The organism is Nocardia noduli, from assembly GCF_019038455.1.
In the GTDB taxonomy this organism is placed as follows: Bacteria; Actinomycetota; Actinomycetes; order Mycobacteriales; family Mycobacteriaceae; genus Nocardia; species Nocardia noduli.
On sequence record NZ_JAFMPL010000024.1, the window covers coordinates 19,002 to 34,244 of the forward strand.

The 15,243-nt window shown below is 65.5% G+C and carries 15 protein-coding genes; 5 read left to right on the top strand and 10 right to left on the bottom strand.

The window, feature by feature from the left end; genetic code table 11:
• Nucleotides 1–13 precede the first annotated feature (13 nt).
• On the bottom strand, nucleotides 14–796 hold the full coding sequence (locus tag JZ792_RS16025) for an ArsR/SmtB family transcription factor (RefSeq protein ID WP_216911262.1): 783 nt from the start codon (nucleotides 794–796) through the stop codon (nucleotides 14–16).
• 161 nt (nucleotides 797–957) lie between these two features.
• Entirely contained in the window at nucleotides 958–1,275 is a 318-nt protein-coding gene (locus tag JZ792_RS16030; protein ID WP_109522787.1) for a hypothetical protein, read from the bottom strand.
• 258 nt (nucleotides 1,276–1,533) lie between these two features.
• Between JZ792_RS16030 and JZ792_RS16035 the strand changes: the two genes are divergently transcribed.
• On the top strand, nucleotides 1,534–2,376 hold the full coding sequence (locus tag JZ792_RS16035; protein WP_216911263.1) for an ADP-ribosylglycohydrolase family protein: 843 nt from the start codon (nucleotides 1,534–1,536) through the stop codon (nucleotides 2,374–2,376).
• Between the two features lie 96 nt (nucleotides 2,377–2,472).
• On the opposite strand, the gene JZ792_RS16040 is transcribed toward JZ792_RS16035, so the two are convergent.
• Both JZ792_RS16040 and JZ792_RS16045 read right to left on the bottom strand, forming a co-directional pair.
• Nucleotides 2,473–3,918 carry a condensation domain-containing protein gene (locus JZ792_RS16040; RefSeq protein ID WP_216911264.1) on the bottom strand — a complete coding sequence of 482 codons (1,446 nt, stop codon included), beginning with the start codon at nucleotides 3,916–3,918 and terminating at the stop codon, nucleotides 2,473–2,475.
• A 361-nt stretch (nucleotides 3,919–4,279) separates the two neighbouring features.
• Nucleotides 4,280–4,489, bottom strand: a complete 210-nt coding sequence (locus JZ792_RS16045; protein ID WP_216911265.1) for a DUF397 domain-containing protein — start codon at nucleotides 4,487–4,489, stop codon at nucleotides 4,280–4,282.
• Nucleotides 4,490–4,908: 419 nt separating this feature from the next.
• Between JZ792_RS16045 and JZ792_RS16050 the strand changes: the two genes are divergently transcribed.
• From JZ792_RS16050 to JZ792_RS16060, 3 genes are read left to right on the top strand one after another with little or no spacing between them, the layout of a single operon-like run.
• Complete coding sequence (locus JZ792_RS16050; RefSeq protein WP_216911266.1) at nucleotides 4,909–5,412, top strand: DUF309 domain-containing protein; 504 nt, start codon at nucleotides 4,909–4,911, stop codon at nucleotides 5,410–5,412.
• A gap of 51 nt (nucleotides 5,413–5,463) precedes the next feature.
• Nucleotides 5,464–6,381 (top strand): tRNA glutamyl-Q(34) synthetase GluQRS, encoded by a 918-nt coding sequence (gene gluQRS, locus JZ792_RS16055; protein WP_216911267.1) that lies wholly within the window; start codon nucleotides 5,464–5,466, stop codon nucleotides 6,379–6,381.
• A 54-nt stretch (nucleotides 6,382–6,435) separates the two neighbouring features.
• A complete protein-coding gene (locus JZ792_RS16060) occupies nucleotides 6,436–7,149 on the top strand; it encodes an RDD family protein (RefSeq protein ID WP_216911268.1) in 714 nt (237 codons plus the stop codon).
• A 69-nt stretch (nucleotides 7,150–7,218) separates the two neighbouring features.
• On the opposite strand, the gene JZ792_RS16065 is transcribed toward JZ792_RS16060, so the two are convergent.
• Nucleotides 7,219–7,746 carry a DUF4190 domain-containing protein gene (locus JZ792_RS16065; protein WP_216911269.1) on the bottom strand — a complete coding sequence of 176 codons (528 nt, stop codon included), beginning with the start codon at nucleotides 7,744–7,746 and terminating at the stop codon, nucleotides 7,219–7,221.
• An 85-nt stretch (nucleotides 7,747–7,831) separates the two neighbouring features.
• On the opposite strand from JZ792_RS16065, the gene JZ792_RS16070 reads away from it, so the two are divergent.
• Complete coding sequence (locus tag JZ792_RS16070; RefSeq protein WP_216911270.1) at nucleotides 7,832–8,584, top strand: queuosine precursor transporter; 753 nt, start codon at nucleotides 7,832–7,834, stop codon at nucleotides 8,582–8,584.
• 303 nt (nucleotides 8,585–8,887) lie between these two features.
• On the opposite strand, the gene tgt is transcribed toward JZ792_RS16070, so the two are convergent.
• From tgt to JZ792_RS16095, 5 genes are all read right to left on the bottom strand, one after another.
• On the bottom strand, nucleotides 8,888–10,135 hold the full coding sequence (gene tgt / locus JZ792_RS16075; RefSeq protein ID WP_216911271.1) for a tRNA guanosine(34) transglycosylase Tgt: 1,248 nt from the start codon (nucleotides 10,133–10,135) through the stop codon (nucleotides 8,888–8,890).
• A gap of 81 nt (nucleotides 10,136–10,216) precedes the next feature.
• Complete coding sequence (locus JZ792_RS16080; protein WP_216911272.1) at nucleotides 10,217–12,133, bottom strand: ABC transporter ATP-binding protein; 1,917 nt, start codon at nucleotides 12,131–12,133, stop codon at nucleotides 10,217–10,219.
• Entirely contained in the window at nucleotides 12,130–13,863 is a 1,734-nt protein-coding gene (locus JZ792_RS16085) for an ABC transporter ATP-binding protein (RefSeq protein WP_216911273.1), read from the bottom strand. The genes JZ792_RS16080 and JZ792_RS16085 overlap by 4 nt, the downstream gene beginning before the upstream one ends.
• Before the next feature lie 90 nt (nucleotides 13,864–13,953).
• On the bottom strand, nucleotides 13,954–14,421 hold the full coding sequence (locus JZ792_RS16090; protein ID WP_216911274.1) for an RrF2 family transcriptional regulator: 468 nt from the start codon (nucleotides 14,419–14,421) through the stop codon (nucleotides 13,954–13,956).
• Nucleotides 14,422–14,519: 98 nt separating this feature from the next.
• A complete protein-coding gene (locus JZ792_RS16095; protein ID WP_308165320.1) occupies nucleotides 14,520–15,062 on the bottom strand; it encodes a TetR/AcrR family transcriptional regulator in 543 nt (180 codons plus the stop codon).
• Nucleotides 15,063–15,243 lie beyond the last annotated feature (181 nt).

Genomic DNA, 15,243 nt, shown 5'->3' on the forward strand with positions numbered 1-15,243 from the left:
CCTTCCGTGATCGTCAGGCGTGCGAGTCGGTCATCTCCCACGGCGCCTGCGGGAGGACGTGCCCGGTCTCCAGCAGCGATTTGAGGTTGGCGAGCACCGCGGGCCAGCCCTGCGAGATACCGTCGCGCATATCGGTGTTCGGGAACTTCTCGTGGGTCACGGTGAGCCGGACGATGTCGCGGTGCGGTTCGACCAGGAAGGTGACCACCGACGGTTCCCTCGTCTTCTCCGCGTCCGGGACATCGTCGAAGGTGACGACGAGACGGGCGGGCGGTTCGGCTTCGAGCACCGTGCCGAAGACGTCGACCTTGTCCGATCCGTCGACGCGGCGGTGCTCCCACTCCGAGCCCGGCTGCCAGTCCGACACGTTCGCGTGCCCCCAGTACCGCGCCGTCAGATCGGCATCGGTCAGGGCCTGCCACACCTGTTCCGCACTGGCCTTTATATAGGTGACGTAGACATAGCTCGGTATGGATGCACTGGTCATGGCGTACTCCTCTGCCTGATTCTTGATGGCGTTGATCATCTGTAAGCGGGGGCGGTCGAATATCGCGATCCAGCGCTGTTCGATGTCGTGGATCGGCACCGGATTGAGGTAGTGCAGCCGTTCGCGGCCGCGCCGCACGACGGTGACGAGACCGGCGCGCACGAGGATGTCGAGATGCTGCGTCACCGACTGCCGCGCCATATCCACGCTGTCGCACAATTCGCGCAGGGTCTGCCCGTTGTGTTCGCGCAGCCGATCGAGCAGTCGCCGCCGAGTCGAATCGGCCAGCGCCTTGAAAACCGAGTCCATCTCTGTCGCCTCGCCACTCACCGCACAATTATGCAGGCATTTACCTGCCTATTGCAACAGCCGCGTTCCACCGGAGCGGACGGTTAGAGGGACCGGGCACGAAAGAGGGCTCCGATCGGATGTACCGATCGGAGCCCTCTACCAGGCGAAATCAGAGCGTGTCAGAGGCACTCACCGTTGGCGACGGTGCCGCGGACCCACACGCCGAAGCCCGCGTCCCTGGTGCACTCGGTGCCGTCGGGCAGGTTGACCTGGACGTAGCGGCCGTCGGGCATCAGGCACCCCGCCTTGCCCGCGAACTGGCCGGGAACATTGAAGTAGTTCTGCGGGTAGGTACCGCCGATGGCCGCGCAGGCTGCTTCCACCTGTGCACGCAACTGCGCCTCGTTCTGCTCGGCCGCGGCTACACCTCCCGCGAAGACCGTCATCGCAGTAGCCGCCAACGCCGCGAAACCAGCGGCCAGAACTCGAACACCCATACCGGAAACTCCTTGTTGTCCAACGCCGTTGTGATCGAAATTCACAGTAGATGGCTCGGTTGTGATTAGCCAAGTACGCGATCTTGTCGTTGATAGGACAAAGGCGGGACGCAATGTCCTCTCGCAGGTCACGGCGGAGAAAACGGTACGCGATATCAATTCGCGGTGCGCCCCGATAGAAATCCCTTCGCGCGAATGGTCGCGCGATGGCATGCTGACAGGGTTCGGGGTGGTGAGGTGCGATGCGATGGGGGAAACATGCTGGTCGAGTTGGCGGTCGGTGACGCGTACGGTGCCGGTTTCGAGTACGCGGAAGCGGCTTTCGTCGCCGAGCACAACACCCTCGCCGGATATGTCCAGCATCCGACGCATCTCGGCATCCGACCCGGCGCCTACACCGACGACACCCAGATGACGCTGGCGGTCGCGGAGTTGCTCGTGTCGGGGAAGCCCTGGGACCGTGCGCATCTGGCCGAGTATTTCGTGCGCGCCTACCGCAGGGACCCACGCGACGGCTACGCCGGACGGTTCCAGCAATTCCTCGACACCGTCGACACCGGGGCCGATTTCCTCGCCCGCATCGAACCGGCCAGCGACAAGAGCGGCGCGGCGATGCGCGCGGGCCCGATCGGTCTGCTGCCGACAGTCGAGGACGTCCTGCACTACGCACGGGAACAGGCGCGCCTCACCCACGACACCCCGGACGGGATCGCCGCCGCCCAGGCCGCGGCCCTCGCGGTGCACTACTGCCACCACGGGATCGGCCCGGTCACGGAATTGCCCGGCTGGATCGGGTCGCGACTCGGCGCTTCGTGGGCGCGACCGTGGCGGGGGAAGGTCGGCTCGAAAGGCTGGATGAGCGTGCGCGCGGCGCTCACCACGCTCTCGACCAGCACGAGTCTGCGTGAGGCGTTACGCGGCGCGGTGGCCTGGACCGGCGACGTCGACACGGTCGCGACGATCGCGCTGGCCGCCGGATCTCGCACTCCCGAATTCGCCCACGACCTGCCGGAGATCCTCACCGACGACCTGGAGAACGGCGCGTTCGGACGAGACTATCTGCGCGACTTGAACTCTCGCCTGCTCGCGGCGTACTCCTGAGAGTGAGGACGCATCCGAGCGGGTTGTGCGGGCGCTCGGGAAACCGGTGCCGTCGGAGACCGCGCCGCGCACGAGCGTGATCCCCCGGGGTGCTCGTCAGCGCGGTTCGATGGCCGACACCCGGTTCAACGCGACCCGCAGGAGTTCGGTGTAGACGTCGATATCGGGGAGCACCGCCGCGTCGGCGTGCACCGAGATCGTCACCGTATCGCCGAGGCCGTGAATCCCGTGGGTCAGGTGCATCACCGAACCGATCGCGGGAAATCCGCCGGTGAACCGCACGGGACCGCCGAAGTGGAGATCGGCCGCGCCCCGGTGCACGCTGGAGACGACGGTATGGCCCGCGATGGAGTCGGGAGTGTCGAGCGGATAACTCTCGGTGTCGCGCCGCAGAACCCGCGCCGGCGTCACCGCCGTCACCCGCTCCTGCGCTCCCAACAGCGGATGACCCGCGCGAATCCGGCGTTCGGCCAATTCGTCGGCGATACGGTCGGCACGGTGGGACAGATCCGGTTCGTCCACGTGGAGATCGACGCCCAGGCCGCGATAGTTGTTGCGCACGTGTGCGCCGGCGGGCATCGCCATGGGCACCTGTGCGCCGAGCCGATCCATCGATTCGCCGCGGAGGCTGAGGTATTCGGTGAGTGCGACCGATACCGCGGTAAGGGCCAGTACCGTCACGGTACGTCCGGTGAGCCGCATGTCGTCACCGTCGGTCACGATCACGCGCACCGCGTGCCGCGAAATACCCTCGGCCGCAGATCGGTTCAGCGGGGTGGGCGTGAACCCCGACGGGGGCGCGGGTACCGCGCCTGCGGCGGTCAATCGTGCCAATTCCCGCTGGGCCCGGTAGGCGCGCACACCGCGCGTCACTGTCTGCGCCACGTGTACGGGTGTAGCGATCAATCCGACCACGGCGTCGACGGGTTCGCTGCTCCCGACTCCGCGAAGAAAGCCCACCGCACGGTTCCCGAGCGCGCGAGCCTGCCCGAATACCGAATCCCGGGATGAATCGGCATCCGAGTCCGATTCCGCCATGACCGCTTCCGCGCCGACCCCGGGCGACGCGAACAGCGCACGCGCGACCGCGGAAGCACGTCGTCCGTCCACCAGGGCGTGCGACATCTGTAACAGCACGACCGTCGCCGGTTCGGATTCGACTCCCGGCGCGGGTGCGCCTTCCACCACGCGAAATACGTGAACGCGCCACGGCCGGACCGCGGCATCCACCGAGGTGTCGAGTAGTTCCCCGACGGCGTCCAGCAGATGCGGCCAGTCCGGGCGGGGCAGGTGGTGTTCGACGAATTGGTCGTCGCGGAAATCGCACGGCACCCAGGCCGGGTAGTCGAGATCACCGCGAACCGCGCGCAGCCGCACGCGCAGGTCGGCGATCTCGGCGCTGCGGGTTTCGACGAGCGCGCGCAGCACCGAGGTCGGCACGCCCTCGTCGGCGAAACTGAAGAGCAGGAACAGATCGTTGCGGGTACGCGCGGACAGCCAGAACATCGTCGCGTCCTGCGCGGCGACCCTGTTCACCCGCATACCGCGCCGCCCGCGGCCGACAGGGTGCCGTGAGACGCGGATCCGAGTCCCCCGGCGCGTTTTCTCACAGCTCCGATACCACCGCTGTCCGACCGCTCACTCACGGATCCGACCATATCGACCGAATGCCGCCGCGGTGCGTAGGTGATGGCCTTCGAGGCCGAAATCCGGGGTGGATGGGGTCCCGAGAAGAGGGGAAAGTCCGCGCGTCGATGCGCGGACGTCACGAGCGGGGGTGGCAGGTGCCACACGATTTCGCCGCAGGCGATGAAAAGTGGTGCGGAACAGTAGGTTCGCAGACGCGACGACCCCGAGTTTGTGCCTACCCGGGGCCATGCTTACCGTTCCGACGCCCGAGGACTCAGGAACGCCCGAACGCCCCGACCGAAACCTCTGTTAGGAATGCGTCCCATTCACCCGGAGCGAATGCCAGCACCGGGCCGTTGCCATTATCTTTGGTGTCACGAACTGCTACTTTGCCGTTGCCGAGAACCGCGACTTCCACGCAGTTCCCATCGGGGCCGCTGTATGTGCTCTTGTGCCACACAGCACCCGTCAAATCAACCTCCACGGCACTAGCTCCTTTGCTGCGTCGAGAACGAGAATTCATTGGACATCGTTCTAACTAGCACCGGAATCCAGCGAGGAAGCGCCGAATCCCCGTGGTGCGCCTAGCGTTAGCGCGCTGCTTTCACGGTGCGTCGTATCGCACTGTCGTTCGAGGTGGAATACACCCCCGGGGTCGTCCCCGCGCGGTAAACACTAGCAGCTCCGCTCATAGTTTGCCGACCTCCGGATTATTCGATCACCATTTTTGCCAATCTTGCGAAGATATGATGTTGCGGGAACATTGCCAGCACCGAACTGGGAAACAAGTGGACCTCGGATGACTAACTTCCGAATGGGCGTGATTGGTCCGTGATGCGCCAATTGGTCCACCGCCGATCCACATCCGCGACACGGCCGACACGAAGCGTGGATCATGGAGACATGCTGGAACGCCCCCGCGACGAGGCAGGTCGCGCCCGTAACCCCCGTCCTCGTGATCGATTCGGACGTCCACTACCGCACGGTAGTGTCGGAATTCCCCGAATTCCGGACGACCTGAATCTGCCACCCCAGCAAACTCTTACCTTCGCCCAGCAACTGCTGGACGACGGTTTGGCATTCAACGCACACGAGGTATTAGAGGCCGCGTGGAAGAACCAGCCGTTCGCCGAAAGGATGCTGTGGCAAGGGTTGGCCCAATACGCGGTCGCTCTGACACACATCCAACGGGGCAATCCGAAGGGTGCGCGTACCCTGCTCGGCCGTGCGGTAACCCGTCTGGAGAGCTACGAGCCAGGTGATAGCCCGGCATCCACCGACGCCGCGGGCTCCTACGGGGTGGATCGGCGAGGGCTGATAGCGCACGCGAACGCACTGTTGCGAGCACTCGAGGCGGGAACCCCGATCACGCCCGACGAGTTGAAGCCTCGACTGTGCGGCCGATGACCCGCACTACCATGGCGATCGTGTCCGCGCGCTCCGAGACAGATCCGACCCGTGGCTGAGCGGGCCGCGGGTAGATACGCCCCGAGCCCCTCCGGTGACCTGCACCTGGGCAATCTCCGCACCGCCCTGCTGGCCTGGCTGTTCGCGCGATCGACCGGAAGACGTTTCCTGATGCGCGTCGAGGATCTCGATCGCGTGCGCCCCGGCGCCGAGCAGCGCCAGCTCGCCGATCTCGCCGCGCTCGGCGTGGACTGGGACGGACCGGTGGTGCGACAGAGCGAACGTCTCGACCTGTACGACCAGGCCATCGACCGACTCCGCGCACAGGGCCGCACCTACGAATGTTTCTGCACCCGCAAGGAAATACAGCAGGCCGCGACCGCCCCGCACGGTCCGATGGGCTCCTACCCCGGCACCTGCCGCACCCTCACGACCGCCGACCGCGCCCGGCTGCGCGCCGAAGGCAGGCCCGCCGCGCTCCGATTGCGCGCCGACATCACCGAATACGAGATCGTCGACGAATTGCACGGCGTCTATCGCGGCCCGGTCGACGATGTGGTGCTCCGTCGCGGTGACGGCCTGCCCGCCTACAACCTGGCGGTCGTCGTCGACGACGCCGACCAGCACATCGACCAAGTGGTGCGCGGTGACGACCTGCTGCCGTCGACCCCGCGGCAGGCGTACCTGGCCGCGCTGCTCGGGCTGCCCGTCCCGCGCTACGCGCACGTCCCGCTCGTACTCAACACGGCCGGGCAGAGATTGGCCAAAAGGGACGGTTCGGTCACGCTCGCGGACCGAACAGCCCTCGGCGACACCGTCGAAGACGTGGTCAGCGCGTTATCATGCTCGCTGGGCTATAGCGCTCGTACACCGGCGCACCTGCTCCGACAATTCGATCCCGCCGTGCTGCCACGTCGGCCGTCGACCTTCGATGAGAATGGGTTGTTGCAACCCGACGGATGTCCGTAACGTACCCAGTCGACCGATCTATTGATCTACTGATCACAACGAGGACTAAACACTATGACAAGCGGTGGCTACGACCCCAACCAGAATCCGCAGGGCGGCCAGCCGTACGGCGAACCGTATCCGCAAGGTGGACAGCAGTACCCGCAGCAGGGCTACGGCCAGCAGCCCCCGCAGTACGGCCAGCAGCCCCCGCAATACGGGCAGCAGCCGCCGCAGTACGGGCAGCAGCCTTACGGTCAGCAGCAGCCGCAGTACGGGCAGGACCCGTACGGCCAGCCGCAGCAGCAGTACGGGCAGGACCCCTACCAGCAGCAGGGCTACGGCCCGCAGGGCGGAGGATCCGGTGTCGGGGCCGATATCGGCGTCCGCATCGGCGCGCGCGTCATCGATCATCTGATCGTGGCCATCCCGGTCGTGATCATCGTTTCCGTCCTCTTCGGTCTCGGCACCGGAGGACAGATCATCAACGGCGTGCTGTCGACCGTCGCGCTGCTGGGCTACTTCGTCGGTATGGAGACCAGCCAGGGCACCACCCTCGGCAAGAAGCTGCTCGGCCTGAAGGTCGTCGCCCCCGGCGGCGCGCCCAAGCTCACCCCCGAGGTCTCGCTCAAGCGCAACCTCTACGTCGCGGCGCAGATCATTCCGTGCGTCGGCAGCTTGATCTCGCTCGGCCTGGCGATCTACATCATCATCACCACCTCGCAGGATCCGAACAAGCAGGGCTGGCACGACAAGTTCGCCGGCGGCACCCAGGTCGTCAAGGCCTGATATCGCGCACACGAACCGAACAGGGGCGCCCCACGACGGGAGCGCCCCTGTTTCATGTCCGGCGACCGGCTAGGTCGAATTGTTGGCCAGCAGAATGACGAAGTAGATCGCCACCGAGACGATGCCGCCGACACCGACCCAGATACCGGCCAGCGCCATACCGCGACCTTCCTGCGGACGCTCCTTCAGCTGATTCAGCGCGAGCACGCCGAGAATGATGCCGACTATCGACCCGACGGCGCAGGTGCAGAACCCGAGCAGCGAAGCGACGAGCGCGCCGATCGCCAAACCGTTGGTGCCCTGCGCGACCGGCCCGCCATAGGGCTGATACCCGGACGGATAGCCGTAATTCGGCTGCTGCGGATACGGTTGCGCGGGCGACTGCTGATAGGGCTGCTGCTGGTATTGCGGCTGCGACGGCTGCTGATACGGCGGCGGTTGCTGCTGCGGTTGCTGAGGGTATTGCGGAGCCGAGGGATACCCGGACGGTTCGGAGGTCGGGTACTGCGGGACCGAACTCTGCGCGCCGGACTCCGGCGACACACCTTCGCCGCCGTACTGTTTCCACCACTCGTCGGAATCGCCGGGATTCGTCATGGCTACAGACTAATGGGCGAGGACAACCTGTAGCACAGTCGAAGCCGACCTTCGACCGGACACGGCAGGCTCAGAACCTGGTTTGATGAGACCCGTGAGTGACTCGATCAAGACCGAAGAACACGAGGGGTCTGGACACCCCGCCGACCATGCGGCATTCGCCCAGGTCGCGCGGGGGTATTACACACCCATCGTCGTACTGTTCACCGCTACCCTCATCATCTCCAATATCTGCGCCACCAAAGGCGTGGAGTTCCTGGGCGACAAATCGGTGTCGCTCGGTCCGCTCCAGATCCTGCCGATCGCGACCGACGGCGCGTTCTTCCTCTTCCCCCTCGCCTACATCCTCGGCGACGTCCTCAGCGAGGTCTACGGCTTCCGCGCCACCCGCCGCGCCGTCTACTACGGCTTCGCCGCCCTGCTGCTGACCGTCGCCTGTTTCGCCATCGCCATCCGCCTGCCCGCCGCCGGTTTCTACGAGAACCAGGAAGCGTTCCGCACCGTCATCGGCACCACGCCGCGACTCGTCGTCGCGGGCCTCGCCGGATATTTCGTCGGCCAACTCCTGAATTCCGCCACCCTGGTACTGATCAAGGAACGGACAAAGGAAAAATACCTGTGGGCCAGGCTGATCGGCTCCACCGTCATCGGCGAATTCGCCGACACCCTCATCTTCTGCTCCATCGCCGCCGCCGCCATCGGCATCGACACCTGGGAACAGTTCGTCAACTACGTGATCATCGGGTTCCTGTGGAAGACGCTCTGCGAGATCATCGTCATGCCGATCACGTACCGGGTCATCGCGCTACTGAAGAAGCACGAACCCAGCTACGGCTGAAATTTTGGCGGCCCGGGGGCCGCGGGTTCGCGGCCCTTCTTGTCTCGCGTCCGAGCGGTCGAGACTCGCGACTGCGTCGCATTGTCTCGACCGCTCGGACGCGAGACGGCCGCGAACGGGCGCTCGTAAGGCTCGCGCCGTGGGGGTGGGGTGGGTGTGAGTGGTTGCTTATGGGCTCGCCCGGGGCTGAGTCAGGACGGCTCGAGGTCGGCGGGCACCAGTACGCCCTGCTCGCCGGGCTGACGACGTCCGTCGAAATCCTGCGAGGACTTCGGCACCGTGCGGGTTCACATGCATGGGTCGCTAGTTCTTGGCGCTGTTCCAGAGGCCGAGGGTCTCCGTCTTGAAAGCGTCGAAGTAACCGCCGTCGATGCTGGCGCGGATCTGGTCGACCAGGCGAATCGTGAAGCGCTCGTTGTGGATCGTGCACAGGGTCGCGGCCAGGATCTCCTTGGCTTTGAACAGGTGGTGCAGGTAGGCGCGGGTGTAGTTGGCGCAGGTGTAGCAGTCGCAGGTGTCGTCGATGGGGGTGAAATCGCGGCGGAAGCGGGCGGTGTTGATGTTGAACCGGCCGCGTGCCACGTAGATGGCGGCGTTGCGCGCGACGCGGGACGGGTTGACGCAGTCGAAGGTGTCGGCGCCGTTCTCCACGGCGACGAAGATGTCCTCGGGCTCGCTGATGCCGAGCATATGCCTCGGCTTCTCCTCGGGCAGTTCGTCGCAGCACCAGCCGACGATGGTGCCGAGGTTGTGTTTCTCGAGTGCGCCGCCGATGCCGAAACCGTCGAAGGATGTGCCCGCTTCGCCGCGGATCGCGTCCAACTCCCGGCAGGCCTTGCGGCGCAGATCCTCGTACTGCGCGCCCTGGATCACGGCGAACAGCGCCTGGTACGGGTGCTGGGCGCGCGCGGTGGTCAGCCGCTCGTGCTCGTCGATGCACCGCTGCGCCCACTCGTGCGTGCGTTGCAGTGATTTCTCCTGGTAGCCACGGGTATTGAGCAGCGTGGTCAGTTCGTCGAAGGCGAACATGATGTCGGCGCCGAGCTGATGCTGGATCCCCATCGAGACCTCGGGGGTGAAGCGGTGTTTCGACCCGTCCAGATGGGAGCGGAAGGTGACGCCGTCGTCGTCGACGGTCGCGAGCCGTTCCTTGCCCTTGGCGATCACGTCGTCGCTGCGGACGTCGACGGCCTCCATCGCGAGCACCTTCTTGAATCCGACCCCGAGCGACATCACCTGGAATCCGCCGCTGTCGGTGAAGGTCGGCCCCGGCCAGTTCATGAATTTCCCGAGCCCGCCCGCGTCGTCCACGATGTCGGAACCCGGTTGCAGGTAGAGGTGGTAGGCGTTCGCGAGCAGGGCCTGCGCGCCGATCTCCTTCATGGTCTCCGGCAGCACCGACTTGACCGTCGCCTTGGTGCCGACGGGGATGAACGCGGGCGTCGCGATGGAGCCGTGCGGCGTTTCGATCACGCCGGTTCGCCCGTGCCGCCCGTCGAGCCGGGTACCGACGGTGAAGGAGAACGATTCGGGTGCAGACACGACGACCATCCTCCCAGCGCACTCCCGCACACCGCGCCGCAGGGCCGGTGGCACCCGCGGCGATCGGTGTGTTCGGCGGATCGGGCGGCTCTAGGCCTCCGAGGCCGCGGCCGCGAACTGGGAGTTGTACAGGCGGTAGTACGCGCCGCGTTCGGCGAGCAGACGCTCGTGGTTGCCGTGTTCGACGATGCGCCCGGATTCCATGACGACGATCAGATCGGCGTCGCGGATGGTCGAGAGCCGGTGCGCGATGACGAAACTGGTGCGGTCGCGGCGCAGCGCCGCGGTCGCGTGCTGCACCAGCAGTTCGGTGCGGGTGTCGACCGAACTCGTCGCCTCGTCCAGGATCAGGATGGACGGTTTGGCGAGGAACGCGCGGGCGATCGTGATCAGCTGCTTCTCACCGGCGCTGACCCCGGAACCCTCCTCGTCGATGACGGTGTCGTAACCGTCGGGCAGCGCGTGCACGAACCGGTCGACGTAGGCGGCGCGCGCGGCGGCGAGGATGTCCTCGTCGCTCGCGTCCGGATCGCCGTAGGCGATGTTCTCCCGGATGGTGCCCTTGAACAGCCAGGTGTCCTGCAACACCATGCCGATCCTGGAACGCAGGTGGTCGCGGGTCATCTCGGTGATGTCGACATCGTCGATGGTGATGGTGCCCGCGTCGAGTTCGTAGAACCGCATCAGCAGGTTGACCAGCGTGGTCTTACCCGCGCCGGTCGGTCCGACGATGGCGACGACGTGACCGGGTTCGGCCACCAGCGACAGCCGCTCGATCACCGGCTTCTCCGGTTCGTAGCGGAACGACACCGCCTCGAATTCGACCCGGCCCCGATCGACCGGGCGCGCGTTCTCCACCGCCGGATCGGGGGACTGCTCTTCCGCGTCCAGGATTTCGAAGATCCGCTCGGCCGAGGCGACACCGGATTGCAGCAGGTTGGCCATCGCGCCGATCTGGGTCAGCGGCTGACTGAACTGCCTGGAGTACTGGATGAAGGCCTGCACCTCGCCGAGCGAGATATGCCCCGTCGCCACCCGCAGTCCGCCGACCAGCGCGACCAGCACGAAATTGATGTTCCCGAGGAACATGATCGCGGGCATGATCAGGCCGGAGATGAACTGCGCCTTGAAACTCGCGTCGTAGAGCTCCTGGTTCCGCTTGTCGAATTCCTCGCCGACCTCGCGGTTGCGACCGAACGCGGTGACCACCTCGTGCCCGGTGTAGGCCTCCTCGACCTGGGCGTTCACCATGCCGGTGTATTTCCACTGGTTCACGAAATGCGGTTTGGAGCGTTTGGCGATCTGCGCGGTGACCACCACCGCCGCGGGCACCGTGAGCAGGGCGATCACGGCGAGCAGCGGCGAGATCCAGAACATCATGATCAGGATGCCGATCACCGAGAACAGCGACGTCAGCAACTGACTCATGGTCTGCTGCAAGGTCTGCGAGACATTGTCGACATCGTTGGTGACCCGGCTCAGCACGTCACCGCGCGGCGAGGAATCGAAGTAGCGCAACGGAAGCCGGTGGATCTTGTCCTCGACCTCGCCGCGCAGCCGCTTGACGGTGGTGTTGATGACGATATTGAGCAGATATCCCTGCAACCAGCTGAAGACGGCCGCGCCGATGTAGAGCGCGAGCACCAGCATCAGCACCCGTCCGACGGCGGAGAAGTCCACTCCGACACCGGGAACGACATCCATGGCGCCGAGCATGTCGGCCAGGGTGCCCTCGCCGCGCGCACGCAGCGTTTCGACCACCTCGTCCTTGCTCATCCCGGTGTACGGGGTGAGTTGTTTGCCGACCAGGCCGTCGAAGACGATGTTGGTCGCCTTGCCGAGGATGTAGGGGCCGAGGGTGTTGAGCACCACCGAGGCGATCACCAGCGTGACGATCAGTCCGACGTAGAACTTCTCGGGCGCGAGTCTGCGCAGTAGTCGTTTCAGCGAGGGGCCGAACGATTTCGGCTTGGTCTCGGGCGCACCGGGCCCGGCACCGGGCCTCATCGAACCTCCTCCGCGCTCAGCTGGGATTCGACGATCTCCCGGTATTCGGGACAGTCACGGAGCAATTGTTCGTGCGTGCCGATGCCCGCCATCTCACCGTCCTCGAGAACCACGATCCGGTCGGCGTCGCGGATGGTCGAAATTCGTTGCGCCACGATGATCACCGAGGCGTCTTCGGTTTCCGGCCGCAACGCCTCGCGCAGCCTGGCATCGGTCGCCACGTCGAGCGCGGAGAACGAGTCGTCGAACAGGTAGATCCGCGGCCTGCGCACCAGCGCCCGCGCGATGGCCAGACGCTGACGCTGTCCACCCGAGACGGTGGTGCCGCCCTGGGCGACAGGGGTGTCGAGGCCCTGCGGCATCTCGCGGACGAAATCGGCGGCCTGCGCGATCTCGAGCGCGCGCCACAGTTCCTCGTCGGTGGCATCGGGTTTGCCGTAGCGCAGATTGGTCGCCACCGTGCCGGAGAACAGGTAGGCCTTCTGCGGAACGAGGCCGATCTGGTTGCGCAGCAGTTCGAGATCGGCCTGCCGCACGTCGGTGCCGCCGATGATCACCGAGCCGTCGGTGACGTCGACGAGTCGCGGAATCAGATTGAGCAGCGTGGTCTTGCCCGCACCCGTGGATCCGACGATCGCGGTGGTCCTACCCGGCTCCACCCGGAACGAGATGCCCGTCAGCACCGGTTTCTCCGCGCCGGGGAAACTGAATTCGGCGGCGGCGAATTCGATCGCGCCGGGATCGCCCGCGAAGATTTGCGGCTTCGACGGCGGCACCACCGAGGTCTCCGTCTCCAGCACCTCGCCGAGCCGGTCGGCCGAAACCGCCGCGCGCGGGGCCATCATGGCCAGGAACGAGGCCATCATGACGGCCATCAGGATCTGCATGATGTAGGACAGCATCGCGGTGAGCGAACCGATCTGCATCGTGCCGTCTTCGATCAGGTGACCGCCGAACCAGATCACCCCGACCGCCGTCACATTGCTGATCAGCATGACCGTGGGGAACATCAGCGCCATCAACCGGCCCACCCGCAGCGATGTCTCGGTGAGATCGCTGTTGGCCACCCCGAAGCGCCAGGTCTCCTGCCGTTCCCTGACGAAGGCGCGAACCACCCTGATACCGGTGATCTGCTCGCGCAGCACCCGGTTCACCTCGTCGATGCGGAACTGCATCTCGCGGAAGCCCGGCACCATCCTGGCGACGATGAAACCCATCGAGAGCCCGAGCGCGGGAACGGCTATCAGCAGCAGCCACGACAGATCGAAATCTTCGCGAAGCGCCATGAAGATACCGCCGACGCACATGATCGGCGCCATCACCAGAATCGTGGCCGACATGACGATCAGCAGCTGAACCTGCTGAATATCGTTGGTATTGCGGGTGATCAGCGACGGTGCGCCGAACATTCCGACCTCGCGGGCGGAGAAGGTGCCGACTCGGTGCAGCAGGGCGCCGCGCAGGTCGCGACCCGCGCCCATCGCGGCCTGCGCACCCAGGTACACCGAGAACGCCGACGCCACGATCTGCACCGCGCTGACCGCGAGCATCCAGAGGCCGGTCGTCCAGATGTAGCCGATATCACCTTTGGTGACGCCGCCGTCGATGAGATCGGCGTTGAGGCTCGGCAGGAAAAGCATCGCGATCACCGAGATCAGCTGTAGGACGACGACCCCGGCCAGCTGAGCGCGATAGGGATTCAGATATGTACGAAGCACGCTGATCAACATGATGAAGGCAGGCTACCGGGTGTGGGTGAAATACGTCTCGAACTTTCCTGACCAGCGTCGATGTCCGATTTCGGAGGATTCATCCACCGCTCACCGTCGCGCCCACGCACCCGCGTCCTCGGTGAGCGCGTCGACGAACGCGGGCAGTTCGTCGAGGGCGATCTCCGCGATCGAGACGTTCTCCAGCACCGAGCGGATATTGACGCGCAGCGCGATCCATACCCGCTGCAACGGCCGCGCCGCTCCCCCGTATTCGACATCCTCGGGCCGCTGCCCGCGCACCGAGGCCAGTGGACCTTCGATCGCCCGGATGACATCGGCGATCGAGATCTGCGCGGCGGGCCTGGCCAGCCAGTAGCCGCCGTCCGGACCGCGCCTGCTGATCACCAGTTCGGCCCTGCGCAGTTCACCGAGAATCGTTTCGAGCACCTTGGGCGGGATCCGCTGCGCGGACGCGATGGCATCGGCTTTGAGCGCCACATTGCCGCTGTGCTGTGCCGCACGGGCGATTTCGAGCAGGGTTCGCACCGCGTAGTCGATCTTCGCGGTGATGTGCACGGGATTACTCCTGGACGCTGAGCGGTCGTCGAAAACTGTTCGGCCGGACGATCCGCTCGAATCTACGCCGAACCGTTCCGGCGGCGGGCATGCGGACGCTACCCCGATCCGACACCGGTCAACACCGAGGTCGCCGCGTCGAGCAGAGTGGCGGCGACGGTGGCGTCGTCCGCGGCGGGAACGAATTCCTTCGACGTCAGCGCCACCCCGAGTACCTCGAGCGCGGCACAGGCCCGCAGTTGCATCTCGGGAGTCGCGGACGGTCCGGCCAACCAGGTACGCAGTATCCGGTTGGCGTTCATCAGATCCGGATACCGGTCGGCCATCGCGTTGAGGATCGCCACGGTGTCGCGAATACACAGCGCGCCGGCGTCGCGATTGCGGATCATCCCGCGCAGGTAGGTGCGAAGGACCGCGCGAATCCCCTCGGCATCGTGGGGTACCGCGTCTATGTCCTCCACCACATCCCGCATGTGGTCGACGATCGGATCGATGATCGAGAGAAGTAGGTCAAGTTTCGACGGGTAGTGGTAGTAGAGCGAAGCCTTTGTGATTCCTACCGCATCTGCGACCTCGCGAAGGCTGGTCTGCTCGAAACCTTTGCTGCCGAAAAGCTTCACCGCGGCATCGCGAATCGCCACTTTGGTACTTCTACCAGCGACGACGCTTTCCGATACTGCACGGACGACCATCCGATGATCCTCTCACCACTACTGCGGGCAGCCAACGGCCCCACTGAAATCGAGGTTGTATCTCCGCTTAGCCGATGGGTAGTCTACCTACCGCACGGTAGGCAGGAAGCGTCACATTGGAGGCGGGGAC